At 74.8% G+C, this 13946-nt stretch carries 13 protein-coding genes, 1 pseudogene and 1 riboswitch; of the genes and pseudogenes, 8 read left to right on the forward strand and 6 right to left on the reverse strand.

The annotated features are described in order from the left end of the window. The first annotated feature begins 15 nt into the window (after window positions 1–15). Together F1C76_08325 and F1C76_08330 are read left to right on the forward strand one after the other, a co-directional pair. Window positions 16–915 carry a mechanosensitive ion channel family protein gene (locus F1C76_08325; protein ID QNG39105.1) on the forward strand — a complete coding sequence of 300 codons (900 nt, stop codon included), beginning with the start codon at window positions 16–18 and terminating at the stop codon, window positions 913–915. Then, window positions 912–1430, forward strand: a complete 519-nt coding sequence (locus tag F1C76_08330; GenBank protein ID QNG36596.1) for a hypothetical protein — start codon at window positions 912–914, stop codon at window positions 1428–1430. Before F1C76_08325 ends, F1C76_08330 begins: the two co-directional genes overlap by 4 nt. A gap of 79 nt (window positions 1431–1509) precedes the next feature. Here the strand turns inward: F1C76_08330 and F1C76_08335 are convergent, their stop codons facing one another. Continuing rightward, window positions 1510–5181, reverse strand: a complete 3672-nt coding sequence (locus F1C76_08335; protein QNG36597.1) for a hypothetical protein — start codon at window positions 5179–5181, stop codon at window positions 1510–1512. A gap of 16 nt (window positions 5182–5197) precedes the next feature. On the opposite strand from F1C76_08335, the gene F1C76_08340 reads away from it, so the two are divergent. Continuing rightward, window positions 5198–5512 (forward strand): hypothetical protein, encoded by a 315-nt coding sequence (locus F1C76_08340; GenBank protein ID QNG36598.1) that lies wholly within the window; start codon window positions 5198–5200, stop codon window positions 5510–5512. 192 nt (window positions 5513–5704) lie between these two features. On the opposite strand, the pseudogene F1C76_08345 reads toward F1C76_08340, so the two are convergent. The 5 genes and pseudogenes from F1C76_08345 to F1C76_08365 all read right to left on the reverse strand — a co-directional run bounded on the left by F1C76_08345 (window position 5705) and on the right by F1C76_08365 (window position 8495). Further along, window positions 5705–6046: pseudogene (locus F1C76_08345) on the reverse strand (lamin tail domain-containing protein). A 119-nt stretch (window positions 6047–6165) separates the two neighbouring features. Then, window positions 6166–6651 (reverse strand): hypothetical protein, encoded by a 486-nt coding sequence (locus tag F1C76_08350; protein ID QNG36599.1) that lies wholly within the window; start codon window positions 6649–6651, stop codon window positions 6166–6168. Then, window positions 6651–7667, reverse strand: a complete 1017-nt coding sequence (locus F1C76_08355; protein ID QNG36600.1) for a zinc-dependent alcohol dehydrogenase family protein — start codon at window positions 7665–7667, stop codon at window positions 6651–6653. Before F1C76_08355 ends, F1C76_08350 begins: the two co-directional genes overlap by 1 nt. Before the next feature lie 83 nt (window positions 7668–7750). Further along, window positions 7751–8035 (reverse strand): Sec-independent protein translocase subunit TatA, encoded by a 285-nt coding sequence (locus F1C76_08360; protein QNG36601.1) that lies wholly within the window; start codon window positions 8033–8035, stop codon window positions 7751–7753. 40 nt (window positions 8036–8075) lie between these two features. Next, on the reverse strand, window positions 8076–8495 hold the full coding sequence (locus F1C76_08365; protein ID QNG36602.1) for a MarR family transcriptional regulator: 420 nt from the start codon (window positions 8493–8495) through the stop codon (window positions 8076–8078). Window positions 8496–8577: 82 nt separating this feature from the next. Between F1C76_08365 and F1C76_08370 the strand changes: the two genes are divergently transcribed. From F1C76_08370 to F1C76_08390, 5 genes are all read left to right on the forward strand, one after another. After that, window positions 8578–10374 carry an ABC transporter ATP-binding protein gene (locus F1C76_08370; GenBank protein QNG36603.1) on the forward strand — a complete coding sequence of 599 codons (1797 nt, stop codon included), beginning with the start codon at window positions 8578–8580 and terminating at the stop codon, window positions 10372–10374. A 25-nt stretch (window positions 10375–10399) separates the two neighbouring features. Beyond that, window positions 10400–10903 (forward strand): hypothetical protein, encoded by a 504-nt coding sequence (locus F1C76_08375; GenBank protein ID QNG36604.1) that lies wholly within the window; start codon window positions 10400–10402, stop codon window positions 10901–10903. 44 nt (window positions 10904–10947) lie between these two features. Then, window positions 10948–11065: riboswitch (SAM riboswitch) on the forward strand. 41 nt (window positions 11066–11106) lie between these two features. Next, window positions 11107–12399, forward strand: coding sequence for a bifunctional o-acetylhomoserine/o-acetylserine sulfhydrylase (locus F1C76_08380; protein QNG36605.1), 1293 nt, complete (start codon window positions 11107–11109; stop codon window positions 12397–12399). A 1-nt stretch (window position 12400) separates the two neighbouring features. Then, window positions 12401–13537: a homoserine O-acetyltransferase gene (locus tag F1C76_08385; GenBank protein ID QNG36606.1), complete on the forward strand. Its 1137-nt coding sequence runs from the start codon at window positions 12401–12403 to the stop codon at window positions 13535–13537. Further along, window positions 13534–13839, forward strand: a complete 306-nt coding sequence (locus tag F1C76_08390; GenBank protein ID QNG36607.1) for a hypothetical protein — start codon at window positions 13534–13536, stop codon at window positions 13837–13839. Before F1C76_08385 ends, F1C76_08390 begins: the two co-directional genes overlap by 4 nt. Window positions 13840–13946 lie beyond the last annotated feature (107 nt).

Genomic DNA, 13946 nt, shown 5'->3' on the forward strand with positions numbered 1-13946 from the left:
AGCGGGCTGAGCGACATCACCGACTGGTTCGCCGGCCGGTTCCTCGAGGCCGTGCTGATCGTGCTGGGCGCGGTGCTGCTGGCCCGCCTCGCCGGCTGGACCGGTGGCCGGATCACCAGGCGGATCGACACCGCCGCCGCGGCGTCCGGTGAGCTGGTGCGCTCCGAGGCCGCCAAGCACCGGCACTCCCTCACCCAGGTGGTCACCTGGGCCGCGGTCGTGCTGGTCTACACCGTCGCCGTCGTGCTGGTGCTCTCCACCCTGGGCGTGCCGATCACCAGCCTGGTCGCACCGGCCACCGTGCTCGGTGTCGGGCTCGGCTTCGGTGCCCAGCGGCTGGTCCAGGACGTGCTGGCCGGGTTCTTCATCATCACCGAGCGGCAGTACGGCTACGGCGACTCCGTCGGCATCGTCACCCTCGGCGGGCAGGCCGACGCCTACGGCACCGTCGAGGACGTCACGCTGCGGATCACCCGGCTGCGCTCCCCGGACGGCGAGGTCGTGCACATCCCCAACGGCCAGGTCATCCGGGCGGTCAACTACTCCCGGGACTGGGCCCGCGCGGTCATCGACGTGCCCGTGCCCGCCGGCAACGACCCCGAGCGCTTCGACGCCCTGCTGCAGACCGTCGGCGAGCAGGCCTTCGCCGACCCCCAGCTGGGCCCGATGCTGCTCGACCCGCCCACCGTCATGGGAGCCGAGAGCCTGGAGCTCGACCAGGTCGACGTCCGCGTCGTGGCCCGCACGCTGCCGGGCAAGCAGTTCGACGTCAGCCGGGAGCTGCGTGCCCGGATCGCCCGCGCGCTGGCCCGCGAGGGCCTGGCCAGCACCCCGCAGGACGCCACGCCGCCGGCCGCCGGACCGCCCACCGACGGTGAGCGCGCCGCCGTCCGCACCCGGGACGACGGCGCGTGACCCGGCCCCCGGACCCCGCCGACCAGCACCCCACCGAGGTCGTCCCGACGGTGGGTCGCGCCGACACCGCCCCGGTGCCGACCGTCGAGCCCGCCCCCAGCGGGCGGGAGCGGCTGTTCCCCCGGTCCCGGCCCGGCCACCTCGGCCCCCTGCGCACCTCGACCGTCGTCCTGGCCGTGCTGTTCGTCGCGGTGTTCGCGCTGTGGGTGACGGTGCGGCCCCCGACGCCGCAGACCGAGGGCACCACGACCCCGGCGGTGCAGACCACCGTGGAGCAGCCGGTGCCCACGACCGAGGCCCCGGCGCCCACGACGACGGCCCCGGCCACCACGAGCGACGAGCCCACGACGACCCCGCGGACGACGACGACCAGCCGCCCCACCACCACCGCGCCGACCACCACCGGGGACGACGACCCGACCTCGACGCCGGCAACCACCACCCCGGCGCCCACCACGACCCGTCCACCGGCCACCACGCAGCCGCCGACGTCCTCCGAGGCCCCGGAGACCTGACCGTCGAGTGCACGACTGCCGTGGGCACCGGGGCTCCGGGACCACGGCAGTCGTGAACTCGAGGGCCGACCGCGGTGGGTCAGTCGGCGGTGCGGCGCCGGCGGACGGTCAGCAGGGCCGTGCCGCCGCCGAGCAGCAGCACCCCGAGCAGCGCGGTCAGGGCGACCGGGGACCCGGTGCTGGCCAGCCCCCCGGGCCGGGAGCCCTCGGCCGTGCCCCCGCCGGCGCCGTCGCCGCCGTCGGGCCGGGTCACCCCGGGACCGCCCGGCGCACCGGGCACACCGGGCGCCGTCGGACCGCCCGTGCCGGGGCCGGCCGGGCCACCCGTGCCAGGACCCCCGGTGCCAGGACCACCCGTGCCGGGACCCCCGGTGCCAGGGCCACCCGTCCCCGGGTCGGCGCCGGCCACCGTGAACAGCCGGACCTCGGACAGGTCGACCGCGCCGTAGGGGTCCGTCGTCCGCACGTACCAGCCGTGCGTGCCCACCCCCGGGTCAGCCCAGGTCGCGGTGACCCGGGTGCCGCTGGGCACGTCGGCCACCGTGGCGATGGTCGAGGTGGTCAGCAGCTCGACGGCGAACCCGTCGGTGGCCAGCGTCTTGGTCCGCTGCTCCAGGCCGATCGCCGCGAACGGGATCGTGAACTCCTGGTGCTCGGGGGCCAGCGTCGGGTCCTCGGAGTCGTACTGCATCAGGTACGGGGAGAAGGTGCGGGCCAGCACCTGCTGGTCGGCAGTGGAGAAGTGCAGCAGCCGCAGGAAGGACTGCCCGCCCTCCGGCAGGCCCTGGTAGTCGAAGAGCACCTGGTAGACCGAGCGGTCCGCGGCGCCGTCCCCGTCGTCGTCGAACTCGTCGACCCGGGTGAAGGCGTCGTGGTAGTGCCCGGAGAACACCATGGCCACGTTCGGGTTGGTCGCGACGACCTCGTCGTAGACCTGCTGCGGCACCGGGCCGAGCCCACCGGTGGTGAGCATGTACTCGTGCAGGTTGATCACGGCCGTGCGCTCGGGGTACTGGGCCAGCACCTCGTTCATCCAGTCGATCTCGGCCTGGCCCGGTCCCCAGCCCATGTAGAGCATCAGGAAGTCCATCCCGCCCGCGGTGATCAGGTCGTAGTGCCCGCGGTTGTCCTGGTAGCTCTCCCCGTACCAGGGGTTGCCGGCGAACCGGGCCTCCCCGAAGAACCGGCTGAACTCGGTGTAGTCCCCGTCCATCTGGCCGACGTCGTGGTTGCCGGCCAGCACGCCGTAGGGCAGGCCGGCCTCGTCGAGGGCGCGGTAGGCCGGGTCGGCGTTGGCCCACTGGGCCGGGTCGCCGGCGTCGTCCACGACGTCGCCGGTGTGGAAGACGTACTGCAGGTTGAGCTCGTCGCGGCGGTCGAGGAAGTAGTCGTGGATGTCGGTCTGCCGCTGCGGGTAGCTGGCGTTGTAGTACTGGGTGTCGGACTCCCAGCCGAGGGTGAAGTCGTAGTCCGAGCGCGGGGTGTCCTCGGGGTGGAACGGGTCCACCGGGGTGGCCGACGTCGACAGGTCGGCCCCGGCGAAGCCCTCCGAGTGCTGCACCAGCACGGTGATGGCCCCGTCGGTGACGTGTCCGGCGACCGGGACCAGTGCGGCGAGCTCGAAGTCGGTGGCGGCCCCGTCGGTGGTGACGTACCGGTCCACCTCGATCCAGCCCCCGGTGGCCGCGTCCTGCACGTACAGCAGGACCTTGGCCTCGGCGTTGGCCGAGCCCGACCAGCTGACCCGGGCCAGGGCGTCCTCCGTGCCGGCCGGGACGGCGACCCGGAACAGCTGGTAGGGGAAGGCGCTGTCCGAGCTCACCCCGGTGTCCAGGCCGTCGACGCCGGACAGCGCCGCGACGTCGGCCCCGGTGAGCAGCTGGGCGTCGCTGCGGTCGGTGCCCGCGGCGATGCCGGTCACCCCCTGCGAGCTGGTGACCCCGGCGTCCCCGGGCACCAGCCGGTGGCCCTCGGCGAACTCGACGTCCAGGACGTCGCCGCTGGGGTCGGTGACCGTCGCGGACAGCTCCGCCGAGCCGTCCACCGCAGCCCCGTCCGCCGGACCGCCCAGGGTCGCCTCGGGCTGCTCGACCGGGGTCGTGAAGACCACGGTGCGGACCGCCTCGTTGCCGACGGCGTCCGTGGCCGTGACGACGAACCGGTGGTCCCCGGCCGGCAGCGTGAGCGAGGACGTGGCCAGCGGCAGCGTCACCGGGGCCCCGTCCAGCGTGGCCTCCAGCGACGCGAGCCCCGAACCGGCGTCGGTGCCGGTGGCCCCGACGGTGAAGTCCCCGCGGTAGGTGACGCCGTCCCCGACCGTGGTCGCGACCGCCGGCGCGGTGTTGTCCACCACGACGGTCGCCGCAGCCGAGTCGGTGCCGTCGGTGGCGGCGACGGTGTGCGGGCCGTCGGCGACAGCAGTGGTGTCCCAGTCGTGGGCCACCGCGGTGAACGCGTCGCCCGGCAGGGTGAACCGGGCGTCGTAGTAGTCGAGCTTGCCGGCGCTGTCGCCCATCGACAGCACCCGCGTCGGGTCGTCGTACCCGGCCGGGGTCAGGGTGCGACCGTCCGGCAGCACCAGGCGCAGGCCCCGGATGGTGAAGTCGTCGTTGTTCTCGTCCGGGTCGATCTCCGGGGCGGCCTTCGTCCCGGCCCACACGCTGACGACGAGCTCGTCGCCCTGACGCACGTAGGACAGCGGCACCGCGGTGCTCACCGTCTGGTACCCGGTGGGCGGTCCGTCGTCGACGACGGCGAGGACGTCCTCCCCGACCAGGATGCCGTTGCGGAAGAACGTGTTGACCCCGGCGATCTCCACGACGAACTGCGGGGCGGACTCCAGCGCCGGCGCGACATCGCCCACCGGACTGCCGTCGATGGACAGCTGCACGGCCGCCGGGTACGTGTCCCCCGCGGCGGAGACCGTCGTCGTCCCGCTGACGAAGCCGCCGCCGGTGACCGACAGCCGCACCGGGGAGGTGTCCACCCCGGCGATCGGCACCCGCACGACGTCGGTGCGGGTGGTCGAGGTGCCGTCGGATGCCTCGAACCAGTACTCGTAGAACGTCTTGCCGGTCAGGTCGGCCGCCGCGATCGTCGTCGCGTAGCCGGCCTGGCCGTCGGTGGTCAGGGCCAGCACCCGTTCGGTGTCGTCGACGTCGCTGCGCAGGTGCAGGGTGACCCGGCGGACGAGCACGTCGTCGGTGACCGTGGCCGCGACGACCGCGTCGGCGGTGGGGTCGAGCTCGGCGGGCGTGGTGTCGGTGACGACCGGGGCGGTGGTGTCGGCCGGGATCTGCACCGGCGCGGCCGGGCGCTGGTCGGCGGTCACGGCGCCCGGGGACGCGACGTCGGTGCGCAGCAGCGCCCGGCGCAGCGGGTCTGCCGGGTCGGACCCGTACTGGATGCCCCGGTCGGCGTCGACGTCGTCGGCCCCGGCCAGGTTGTAGTAGGCCCGGCTGAACGGGACGCCGGTGGAGGTGCCGACCTCCAGTCCGCGGGCGGAGCCGTTGGCCATGCCCCCGACCGACATCTCGACCAGGTCGACCCCGGCGGTCAGCGCGGTGCCGAAGTGGGTGTTGAAGTCGGCCGCGGTGAGGGCGTCGTTCGGGCCGTTCTTGACCCAGAGCACGAGCGTGCCCCCGGCCGGGACGACGACGTCACCCGGGACAGCGGGCCAGTCGACGACCTGGGAGCTGGTGAGGTCGGCCAGCGGGTAGAGGTAGCGCAGCGTCAGGTCCGCGTAGGGCACGGGCGCCGTCGTGGGGTTGTGCAACTCGACGAACTCGTACCCGTCCGCGCTGCCGACGTTGCGGCTGTCGGGCAGCAGCTCGGTGACGACCAGCGGGCTGACCGCGCCCGCCGGGACCTCGGGCTCGGGCTGCGGGTCGGGCTGCGGCTCGGGGTCGGGCTCGGGGTCCGGCTCGGGGTCCGGCTCGGGGGCCGCCGGCGGGACCAGGGCGGCCGGGTCGACGAGACCCGGCGAGGGCGGGGCCGGCGAGGTGCGCAGCAGGGCCGCGCCCGGGGCGGCCGGGACGCCGAAGTGCGCCGAGGCGTCGACCCCGACGGAGCCCGCCGGGTAGAACGACCAGCTCAGCAGGCTGCCGTCGCCGTCCACCAGCCGGATCGACCGGTTGCCGCCGTTGGCGAGACCGGGCTGCCCGGTGACCCGCACCAGGTCGAACCCCTCGGCCGCGGTGCCACCGACGGAGGCCGCGTGGGCGCGGAAACTCCTCCTCCGAGCGCGCGGGGCTGTCGACCGAACCGCTCACGTAGTCGACCCAGAGCACCAGCGGGCGTCCGGGCTGGACGACGGTCCCGGCGGGGACGCTCAGCGGCACGTCGCGGGCGCGGTCGTCGGAGTCCACGTAGCCGTAGGCCACCGTGACACCGCGAGCGGACAGGTCGATCGGCGCACCGGTGGTGTTCACCAGCTCCACGAACTCGAAGTCGTCGGCGCCGCCACCCCCGACCGTCGTGGTGTCCGGGGCGATCTCGGAGACGAACAAGGGCGGCGGGGTGGCGGCCGCGGCGGGCGGTGCCAGCAGCGCCACGGTGCCGACGGCCAGCGCCGCGGCCAGGACGCCAGAGGCGATCCGGTCTCTCAGGGGGTGCACAGGGGGTCCTCACGAGGTGGTCGGTCGGTTCCCGGCAAGGACACAGACCGGCCACGACCCCGAGGTGGCCACGACGGGGCCCACCGGGTGAACACCGCGTTGAGAGGTGGTGAGCCCCGCTAACGGCTGAGGCGCCGCTCCAGGGCCACCGGGTCGAAGGACCGCGGCCTGCGGCGGAACGCGAAGGTCGACCCCGCGCCGACCTCCTCGTGCGTGGGCGGGGTGTCGGCCGGGACGCCGCCCACCGGGTGGGGCTCCCCCGGCAGCTGGTCGACAGCGTGGTCCCAGCGCAGGCCGGCGAGGTCGGCGGCCCGGTGCAGCAGGCCGGCGACCACCCAGACGTCGCGTCGGTCCAGCGGCCCGGCGGCGACCACCACCAGCGCCGACACCGCGGTGCGCAGCAGCTCGGGGTCCCGACTGCGGACGACGCGGGTCGCAGCGTCCTCGACCCAGCCCAGCAGCACCCAGGCTCGCCCGACGGACAGCGCCTCCGCCGTCCACCCGGACGGATCCTGCCGCAGCGACCGCTCGACCTGCGCCTCCCAGGGCGAGCCGAGCGCCGGGACGCCGTCCCCGGGGTGCGCGTCGAGCAGCGGCAGCACCATCAGAACGCGGTGACCACCGTGACGCCGGGGCGTCGGCCGACCTCGACCAGTGCCGGGCCGGCGTCGTCCAGCGCGATCTCCCGGGTGACCAGGTCCTGCGGGCGGAGCCGGCCGGCGTCGATCATCGCCAGCATCGCCGGGTAGTCCGCGGCGGCCATGCCGTGGCTGCCGAGCACCGCCAGCTCACGGGCGACGACCAGCTCCATGGGGACGACGGCCCGGCCCTCCGACGGCGGCAGCAGACCGACCTGGACGTGCCGGCCGCGGGGGCGCAGCGCGGCGATCGAGGCCTCGCAGGTGGCCGGGGAGCCCAGGCAGTCCAGGGACAGGTGCGCCCCGCCGCCGGTGAGCTCGACGACGCCCTCGGCCGAGGCCAGCACGTGCTCGGCGCCCATCGCGGTGGCCAGGTCCCGCGCCCCGGGCGAGGGGTCCACGGCGACGACCCGGGCCCCGCAGGCGACCGCGACCTGGACGGCGGACAGCCCCACCCCGCCGCAGCCGAGGACCGACACCCACTCCCCCGGCCGCACCGCACCCACCCCGGTGACCGCCCGGAACGCGGTGGCGAACCGGCAGCCCAGCGCGGCCGCGGTGGAGAACGGCAGCTCGTCGGGCAGGGCCACCAGGTTGACGTCGGCGGCGTCGAGGGCGACCAGCTCGGCGAAGGAGCCCCAGTGCGTGAAGCCCGGCTGGGTCTGGCGCAGACAGACCTGACCGGCCCCCTCCCGGCACGGCGGGCACGTGCCGCAGGCGCAGACGAAGGGCACGGTCACCCGGTCACCGACCGACCAGCGGCGCACCCCGGCACCGACGGCGGCGACCGTGCCGGCCAGCTCGTGCCCGGGCACGTGCGGCAGGACGACGTCGGGGTCGTGCCCGGACCAGGCGTGCCAGTCGCTGCGGGACACCCCGGTCGCACCGACCCGCACCACGACGCCGTCCGGGGTGGGGGTGGGGTCGGCCACCTGCCGGACGGTCAGCGGACCGGAGAACTCCTCGAAGACGAGTGCGCGCACGCCGCCAGCCTGCTGGACGTCACATCGAGCGGGGTCCGGGGGTCCGGTCACCGCTCGATGTCACATCCAGCGGCGGGGGCGGGTCAGGAGGACAGCTCGCGCCGTTCGGCGTCGGCGCGGGCCCGGGCGGCCTTGGCGCGGGCCTCGAGGGCGACGGCCTCGGCCTCGCGGGCCTCGGCCTCCAGGTCGGGGGCGGCGGGGGCGGCAGCGGCGGCGCGGGCCTCGTCGTCCTTCATGCCGCCCATCTCGCCCTTGAAGATGCGCAGCGACCGGCCGATGGACCGCGAGGCGTCGGGCAGCTTCTTGTAGCCGAACAGCAGGAACACGGCCAGCACGATGAGGAGGATCTCCGGCGCACCCAGGTTCATGCGTCCAGGGTGCACCTGCCAGCTGTGCGGGAGCTGGACGTCAGCCGTCCACGAAGCGACGGAGCAGCCGGGCGAGCTCGGCGCGCTCGTCGGCGGGGATGCGGCCCAGGGCGGCCCGGGCGTCGGCGGCGCGGGCGGCGGACACCTCGGCCTGCACCCATCGTCCCTCGTCGGTGAGCTGCACGAGCACCGCGCGCCGGTCGGTGGGGTCGGGCACCCGCTCGACCAGGCCGCGCCCGGCGAGCCCGTCGACCACCTCGGTCGCCGAGCGCGGGGCGATCCGCAGGCCCTCGGCCAGCGCGGACAGCCGCAGCCCCTCGGCGCGACCGACGACGCCGAGGGCGCGGGCCTGGTGCGGGGAGAGGTCCCAGGGCTCCAACACCTCGCGCCAGCGGCCGCGCAACGAGCGGGCCGCCCGGACGATCAGCTCGCCCAGGTCGTCGTCGGGTGAGGGGGGCACGCGGGAATGCTAGCGGGCATCGCGTTGCTACCTCACCGTGAGGTAACCTCAGCAATGCCCCTCGACGTGAAGGAGGACGTGGATGCCACGCCCCGAGACCGGCCGGCCCAGCCCGGCAGACAAGACCCAGCTCGAGCGCAACCCGGTGCGACTGCGCCGCGTCCTCGCGCTCTTCCGCCCCTACCGGCTGCAGGTCGGCGTCGTCATGGCGCTGATCGTGGCCAGCTCGGCGATCGCCCTGGCGACGCCGTTCCTCGTGCGCACCGTCATCGACGACGCACTCCCCCAGCAGGACGTCCGGCTGCTGGCCTGGGCCGTCGCCGCCATGGTCGGCGTCGCCGCGGCCACCTCGCTGCTCGGCGTGGTGCAGACCTGGATGTCCACCACCGTCGGCCAGCGGGTCATGCACGGCCTGCGGACGTCGGTCTTCAGCCACCTGCAGCGCCAGTCGCTGGGCTTCTTCACCCGCACCCGCGGCGGTGAGGTGCAGTCCCGGCTGACCAACGACATCGGCTCCATGCAGTCGGTGGTCACCTCCACCGCGACGAGCCTGGCGTCCAACGCCACCACCGTCGTCGGCACCGCGGTCGCGATGGCCGCGTTGAGCTGGCGGCTGTCCCTGCTCTCCCTCGTCGTGCTGCCGCCGGCGATCTGGCTGACCCGCCGGGTCGCGCTGATGCGCCGCGAGGTCACCGCCGCCCGGCAGCGCCGGATGGCCGACATGCAGACCCAGGTCGAGGAGGGCCTGTCGATCTCCGGCGTCCAGCTGGGCAAGACCCTGGGCACCGGTCCGGCGCAGTCCGCCCGCTTCGCCGACACCTCGGCCGACCTGGTGGCCCTCGAGGTGCGCTCCCAGCTCGCCGGTCGCTGGCGGATGGCCACCATGAGCATCGTCTTCGCCGGCATCCCCGCGCTGATCTACCTGTTCGCCGGGCTGCCGGCGACCTCGGGCGGGATGACGATCGGCACCCTGGTCGCCTTCACCGCGCTGCAGGGCACGCTGTTCCGCCCGCTCATGGGCCTGCTCGACGTCGGCGTGCAGCTGACCAGCTCGATGGCCCTGTTCAGCCGGGTGTTCGAGTACCTCGACCTGCCGGTGGACATCGCCGACCCGGAGACGCCGCAGACCCTCGCCGCGGCGCGGGGCGAGGTGCGCCTGGAGCACGTCGGCTTCCACTACGGCGACCCCGGGCGGCCGGCGCTCACCGACGTCGACCTCGTCGTCCCGGCGGGCAGCACGCTGGCCCTGGTCGGGGAGACCGGATCGGGCAAGACCACGCTGGCCTCGCTGGTCAGCCGGCTCAACGACGTGACCGCGGGGCGGGTGACCATCGACGGCGTCGACGTCCGCGACCTGTCGCTGGCCGAGCTGGCCCGGGTGGTCGGCGTGGTCAGCCAGGAGACCTACCTGCTGCACACCACGATCCGGGAGAACCTCCGGTACGCGAAGCCCGACGCCACCGACGCCGAGATCGAGGACGCCGCCCGCCGGGCCCAGGTGCACGCGGTGATCGCGGCGCTGCCCGACGGCTACGACACCCTCGTCGGCGCCCGCGGGCACCGGTTCTCCGGCGGGGAGAAGCAGCGGCTGGCCATCGCCCGCACGCTGCTGCGCGACCCCCGGGTGCTGGTGCTCGACGAGGCCACCAGCGCGCTGGACAACGAGACCGAGCGGGCCGTGCAGGCGGCGCTGGACGAGGTCGCCCGCGGCCGGACGACGATCACCATCGCCCACCGGCTGTCCACCGTCCGGGACGCCGACACCATCGCGGTGCTGGCCCACGGCCGGGTCGTCGAGCAGGGCAGCCACGACGAGCTGGTCGCCCGCGGCGGCCGGTACGCGGCTCTGGCCGGCTCGCCGGTGGGCGTTCCCGCCTGACCCGACGAGGGCTAGCGTCGGTCGGGTGCCCGCACCCGCCGACCCCGCCGTGGCCGCGCGCTGGGAACGCCTGTGCGCCCTGCTCGACGACGACGAGCACCTCTGGCCCGCCGTCCGGCAGGCCCTGCTCGACCCTGCCGGCTACCTGGCGGCCCGGGCCGGCAGCCCGCTGGCCCCCACCGACCCGGCCGACGTCGACCCGTGGGTCGCGCTGATCGACGGCCTGGACGACGCCGGCGCGCTGGCCTACCTCGACCCCGGCGACCAGGGCGAGGAGCTCGCCGAGGCCCTCGCCGCGCTGCCCCGGGTGGTCCGCGCCAGGCTCGACCTGGGCCCGGTCACCGACACCGACGGCGACGTGCCCACCGCGGTGCGGGCGGCCGATGCGGTGCTCGCCCCCGCCGGGCTCTGCCTGGTGCACCTGCACGAGGACGACGAAGCACACCCGCTGGTCGTCGTCCGGGCCGTCGACCACGCCGAGATCACCGCCACCGCGCAGGCCCTGGGGCACCGGACCGACCTGGACTGAGCCCACGGGTGCACGCCCCGCCCGGGCGTCCTACGATCGGCACGGCTCACGAGAGGCAGCGACAAGCACCTGGCTGGCTGCCCGGCAACCGCTACTCCGTCTGCGGTGCTCCAGGGGAAGAGCCGGTGTGGACGGCGCCCGCCGTCCGCGCAACCGACGGAGCGCCCGTTCGCCCGGGTCTCCCGACACAGGAGGACGTGGCCATGACCGACCCCAGCGGCTGGAGCTTCGAGACCCGGCAGATCCACGCCGGCACGAGCCCCGACCCCACCACCGGCGCCCGCGCACTGCCCATCTACGCGACCACGAGCTACCAGTTCCGCGACAGCCAGCACGCCGCGGACCTGTTCGCCCTCGCCGAGATGGGCAACATCTACACCCGGATCATGAACCCGACGCAGGACGCGCTGGAGCAGCGCGTGGCGTCCCTGGAGGGCGGCGTCGCCGCCCTGGCGGTGTCCTCGGGGCAGGCTGCGGAGACGCTGTCGATCCTCAACCTGGCCGAGGCCGGCGACCACGTCGTGGCCTCCGCCTCCCTGTACGGCGGCACGTACAACCTGCTTCACCACTCGCTGCCGAAGATGGGCATCACCGTCTCCTTCGTCGAGGACCCCGACGACCCGCAGGCCTGGCAGTCGCTGGTCCAGGACAACACCAAGGCCTTCTACGCCGAGACGATCGGCAACCCCAAGGGCGACGTGCTCGACATCTCCGCGGTCAGCGAGGTCGCCCACCGCAACGGCGTCCCGCTGATCGTGGACAACACCGTCGCCACCCCCTTCCTGATCCGGCCCATCGAGTTCGGCGCCGACGTCGTCGTGCACTCGGCGACGAAGTACCTGGGCGGGCACGGCACGGCCGTGGCCGGCGTGATCGTCGACAGCGGCAACTTCGACTGGACCGCGGGCAAGCACCCCGGCTTCACCACCCCCGACCCGACGTACCACGGCGTGGTCTACGCCGACCTCGGTGCACCGGCGTTCGCGCTCAAGGCCCGGGTGCAGCTGCTGCGCGACCTCGGCCCGGCGATCTCACCGTTCAACGCCTTCCTCGTGGTGCAGGGCATCGAGACCCTGTCGCTGCGCATGGAGCGGCACATCGCCAACGCGCAGAAGGTCGCCGAGTGGCTGGAGACCCGCGAGGAGGTGGAGTCGGTGCACTACGCCGGGCTGCCCTCCTCGCGCTGGTACGAGGCGGGCAGGAAGTACGCCCCGCTGGGCACCGGTGCCGTGCTGGCCTTCGAGATCGTCGGGGGCGTCGCGGCCGGCAAGGCGTTCGTGGAGGCCCTGGAGCTGCACAGCCACGTGGCCAACATCGGCGACGTGCGCAGCCTGGTCATCCACCCGGCGTCCACCACGCACTCGCAGCTGACCCCGGAGGAGCAGGTCACCACCGGTGTCACCCCCGGCCTGGTGCGCCTGGCCGTCGGCCTGGAGGGGATCGAGGACATCCTCGCCGACCTCGACGCCGGCTTCCGCGCCGCGAAGGCAGCCTGAGGTGACGGGGGTCCGGGAGACCTCGTCCCGGACCCCCCTCCGGTCCGGCGGGTGGGTCGAGGGCGACCCGTCCGGTGACCGGCAGTTCCTCGACCTGGGCCCGCTGGACCTGGAGCGCGGGGGCGCCCTGCCCGCCGTCCGCGTCGCCTACGAGACGTGGGGGACCCTCGCCGCCGACGGGTCCAACGCGGTGCTCGTCGAGCACGCGCTGACCGGGGACAGCCACGTCGTCGGCCCCACCGGGCCCGGCCAGCCGACCCCGGGCTGGTGGGACGGCCTGATCGGCGACGGCGCCCCGCTGGACGGCCGGTTCGTCGTCTGCGCGAACGTGCTGGGCGGCTGCCAGGGCACCACCGGCCCGTCGTCGACCGCGCCGGACGGCCGGCCCTGGGGGTCGCGCTTCCCCGCGGTCACCATCGCCGACCAGGTCGCCGTCGAGCGCCGCCTGGCCGAGGCGCTCGGGGTGGACCGCTGGTCGGCCGTGATCGGCGGGTCGATGGGCGGCATGCGGGCCCTGGAGTGGGCGGTCGCGCACCCGGACCGGGTCGAGCGGCTGTTCTTCCTGGCCTCGGGCGCGGTGGCCACCGCCGACCAGATCGGCACCCAGACCACCCAGCAGACCGCGGTCACCACCGACCCGCGGTGGGCCGGCGGGGACTACGCGGCCGGCGAGGGCCCGGTCGCCGGGCTCGGCACCGCCCGGCGGATCGCCCACCTGACCTACCGCAGCGCCGAGGAGCTGGAGACCCGGTTCTCCAACCGGACGGCCGCTGCTGGGTACTTCGACGTGGCCAGCTACCTCGACCACCACGCCGCCAAGCTCGCCGCCCGGTTCGACGCCGGCAGCTACGTGGTGCTCACCGAGGCGATGAACACCTGGGACGTCGGCCGCGGCCGCGGCGGCGTGGAGGCCGCCCTGGCCAGGGTCACCGCGACCGCGGTGGTCGGTGGCATCGACAGCGACCGGCTCTACCCGGTCGCCGAGCAGCAGCGGGTCGCCGACGCCCTGGGCGTGCCGCTGCGGGTGGTCCCCTCCCCGTACGGCCACGACGGCTTCCTGGTCGAGGTCGAGGCGGTCGGTGCGCTGGTCCGGGAGCTGTTAGCCGCCCCCGCCGGGGGGCTACCGTCAGCGCGGTGACCACCCCCGAGGCCCGACCCGTGGTCCGGCTGTTCGCCGACCACTCCTCCCCGTACCCGCTGTGGTCCGGCTCGGGCAAGGGCGAGGCCCTGGACCCCGTCGAGCTGGGTGTGTCCCCCGACCTGACCGAGGCGCTGCGCGCCTGGGTCGGCCATTGGACGAAGCACCAGGACGAGCTGTCGGGCTGGGACCCGCCGTCGGCCCGCGAGACCCACCAGGTCCAGGGCCACCGGCTCTTCCTGGCCCTCGTCGAGCAGCTCGGCGACCGCTACGACGTCGTCCGCCCGAGCCTGGGCCACTGATCCGGACGAACGTGTCTCGCGACATCCGGTGCCACACGACCGACCGCCCGCCGATCTGAGGGGCAGGCGACCGCTCCAGTGCCGGTACACCTCTGGCCCGGTCGCCC

The organism is Geodermatophilaceae bacterium NBWT11, from assembly GCA_014218215.1.
In the GTDB taxonomy this organism is placed as follows: Bacteria; Actinomycetota; Actinomycetes; order Mycobacteriales; family Geodermatophilaceae; genus Klenkia.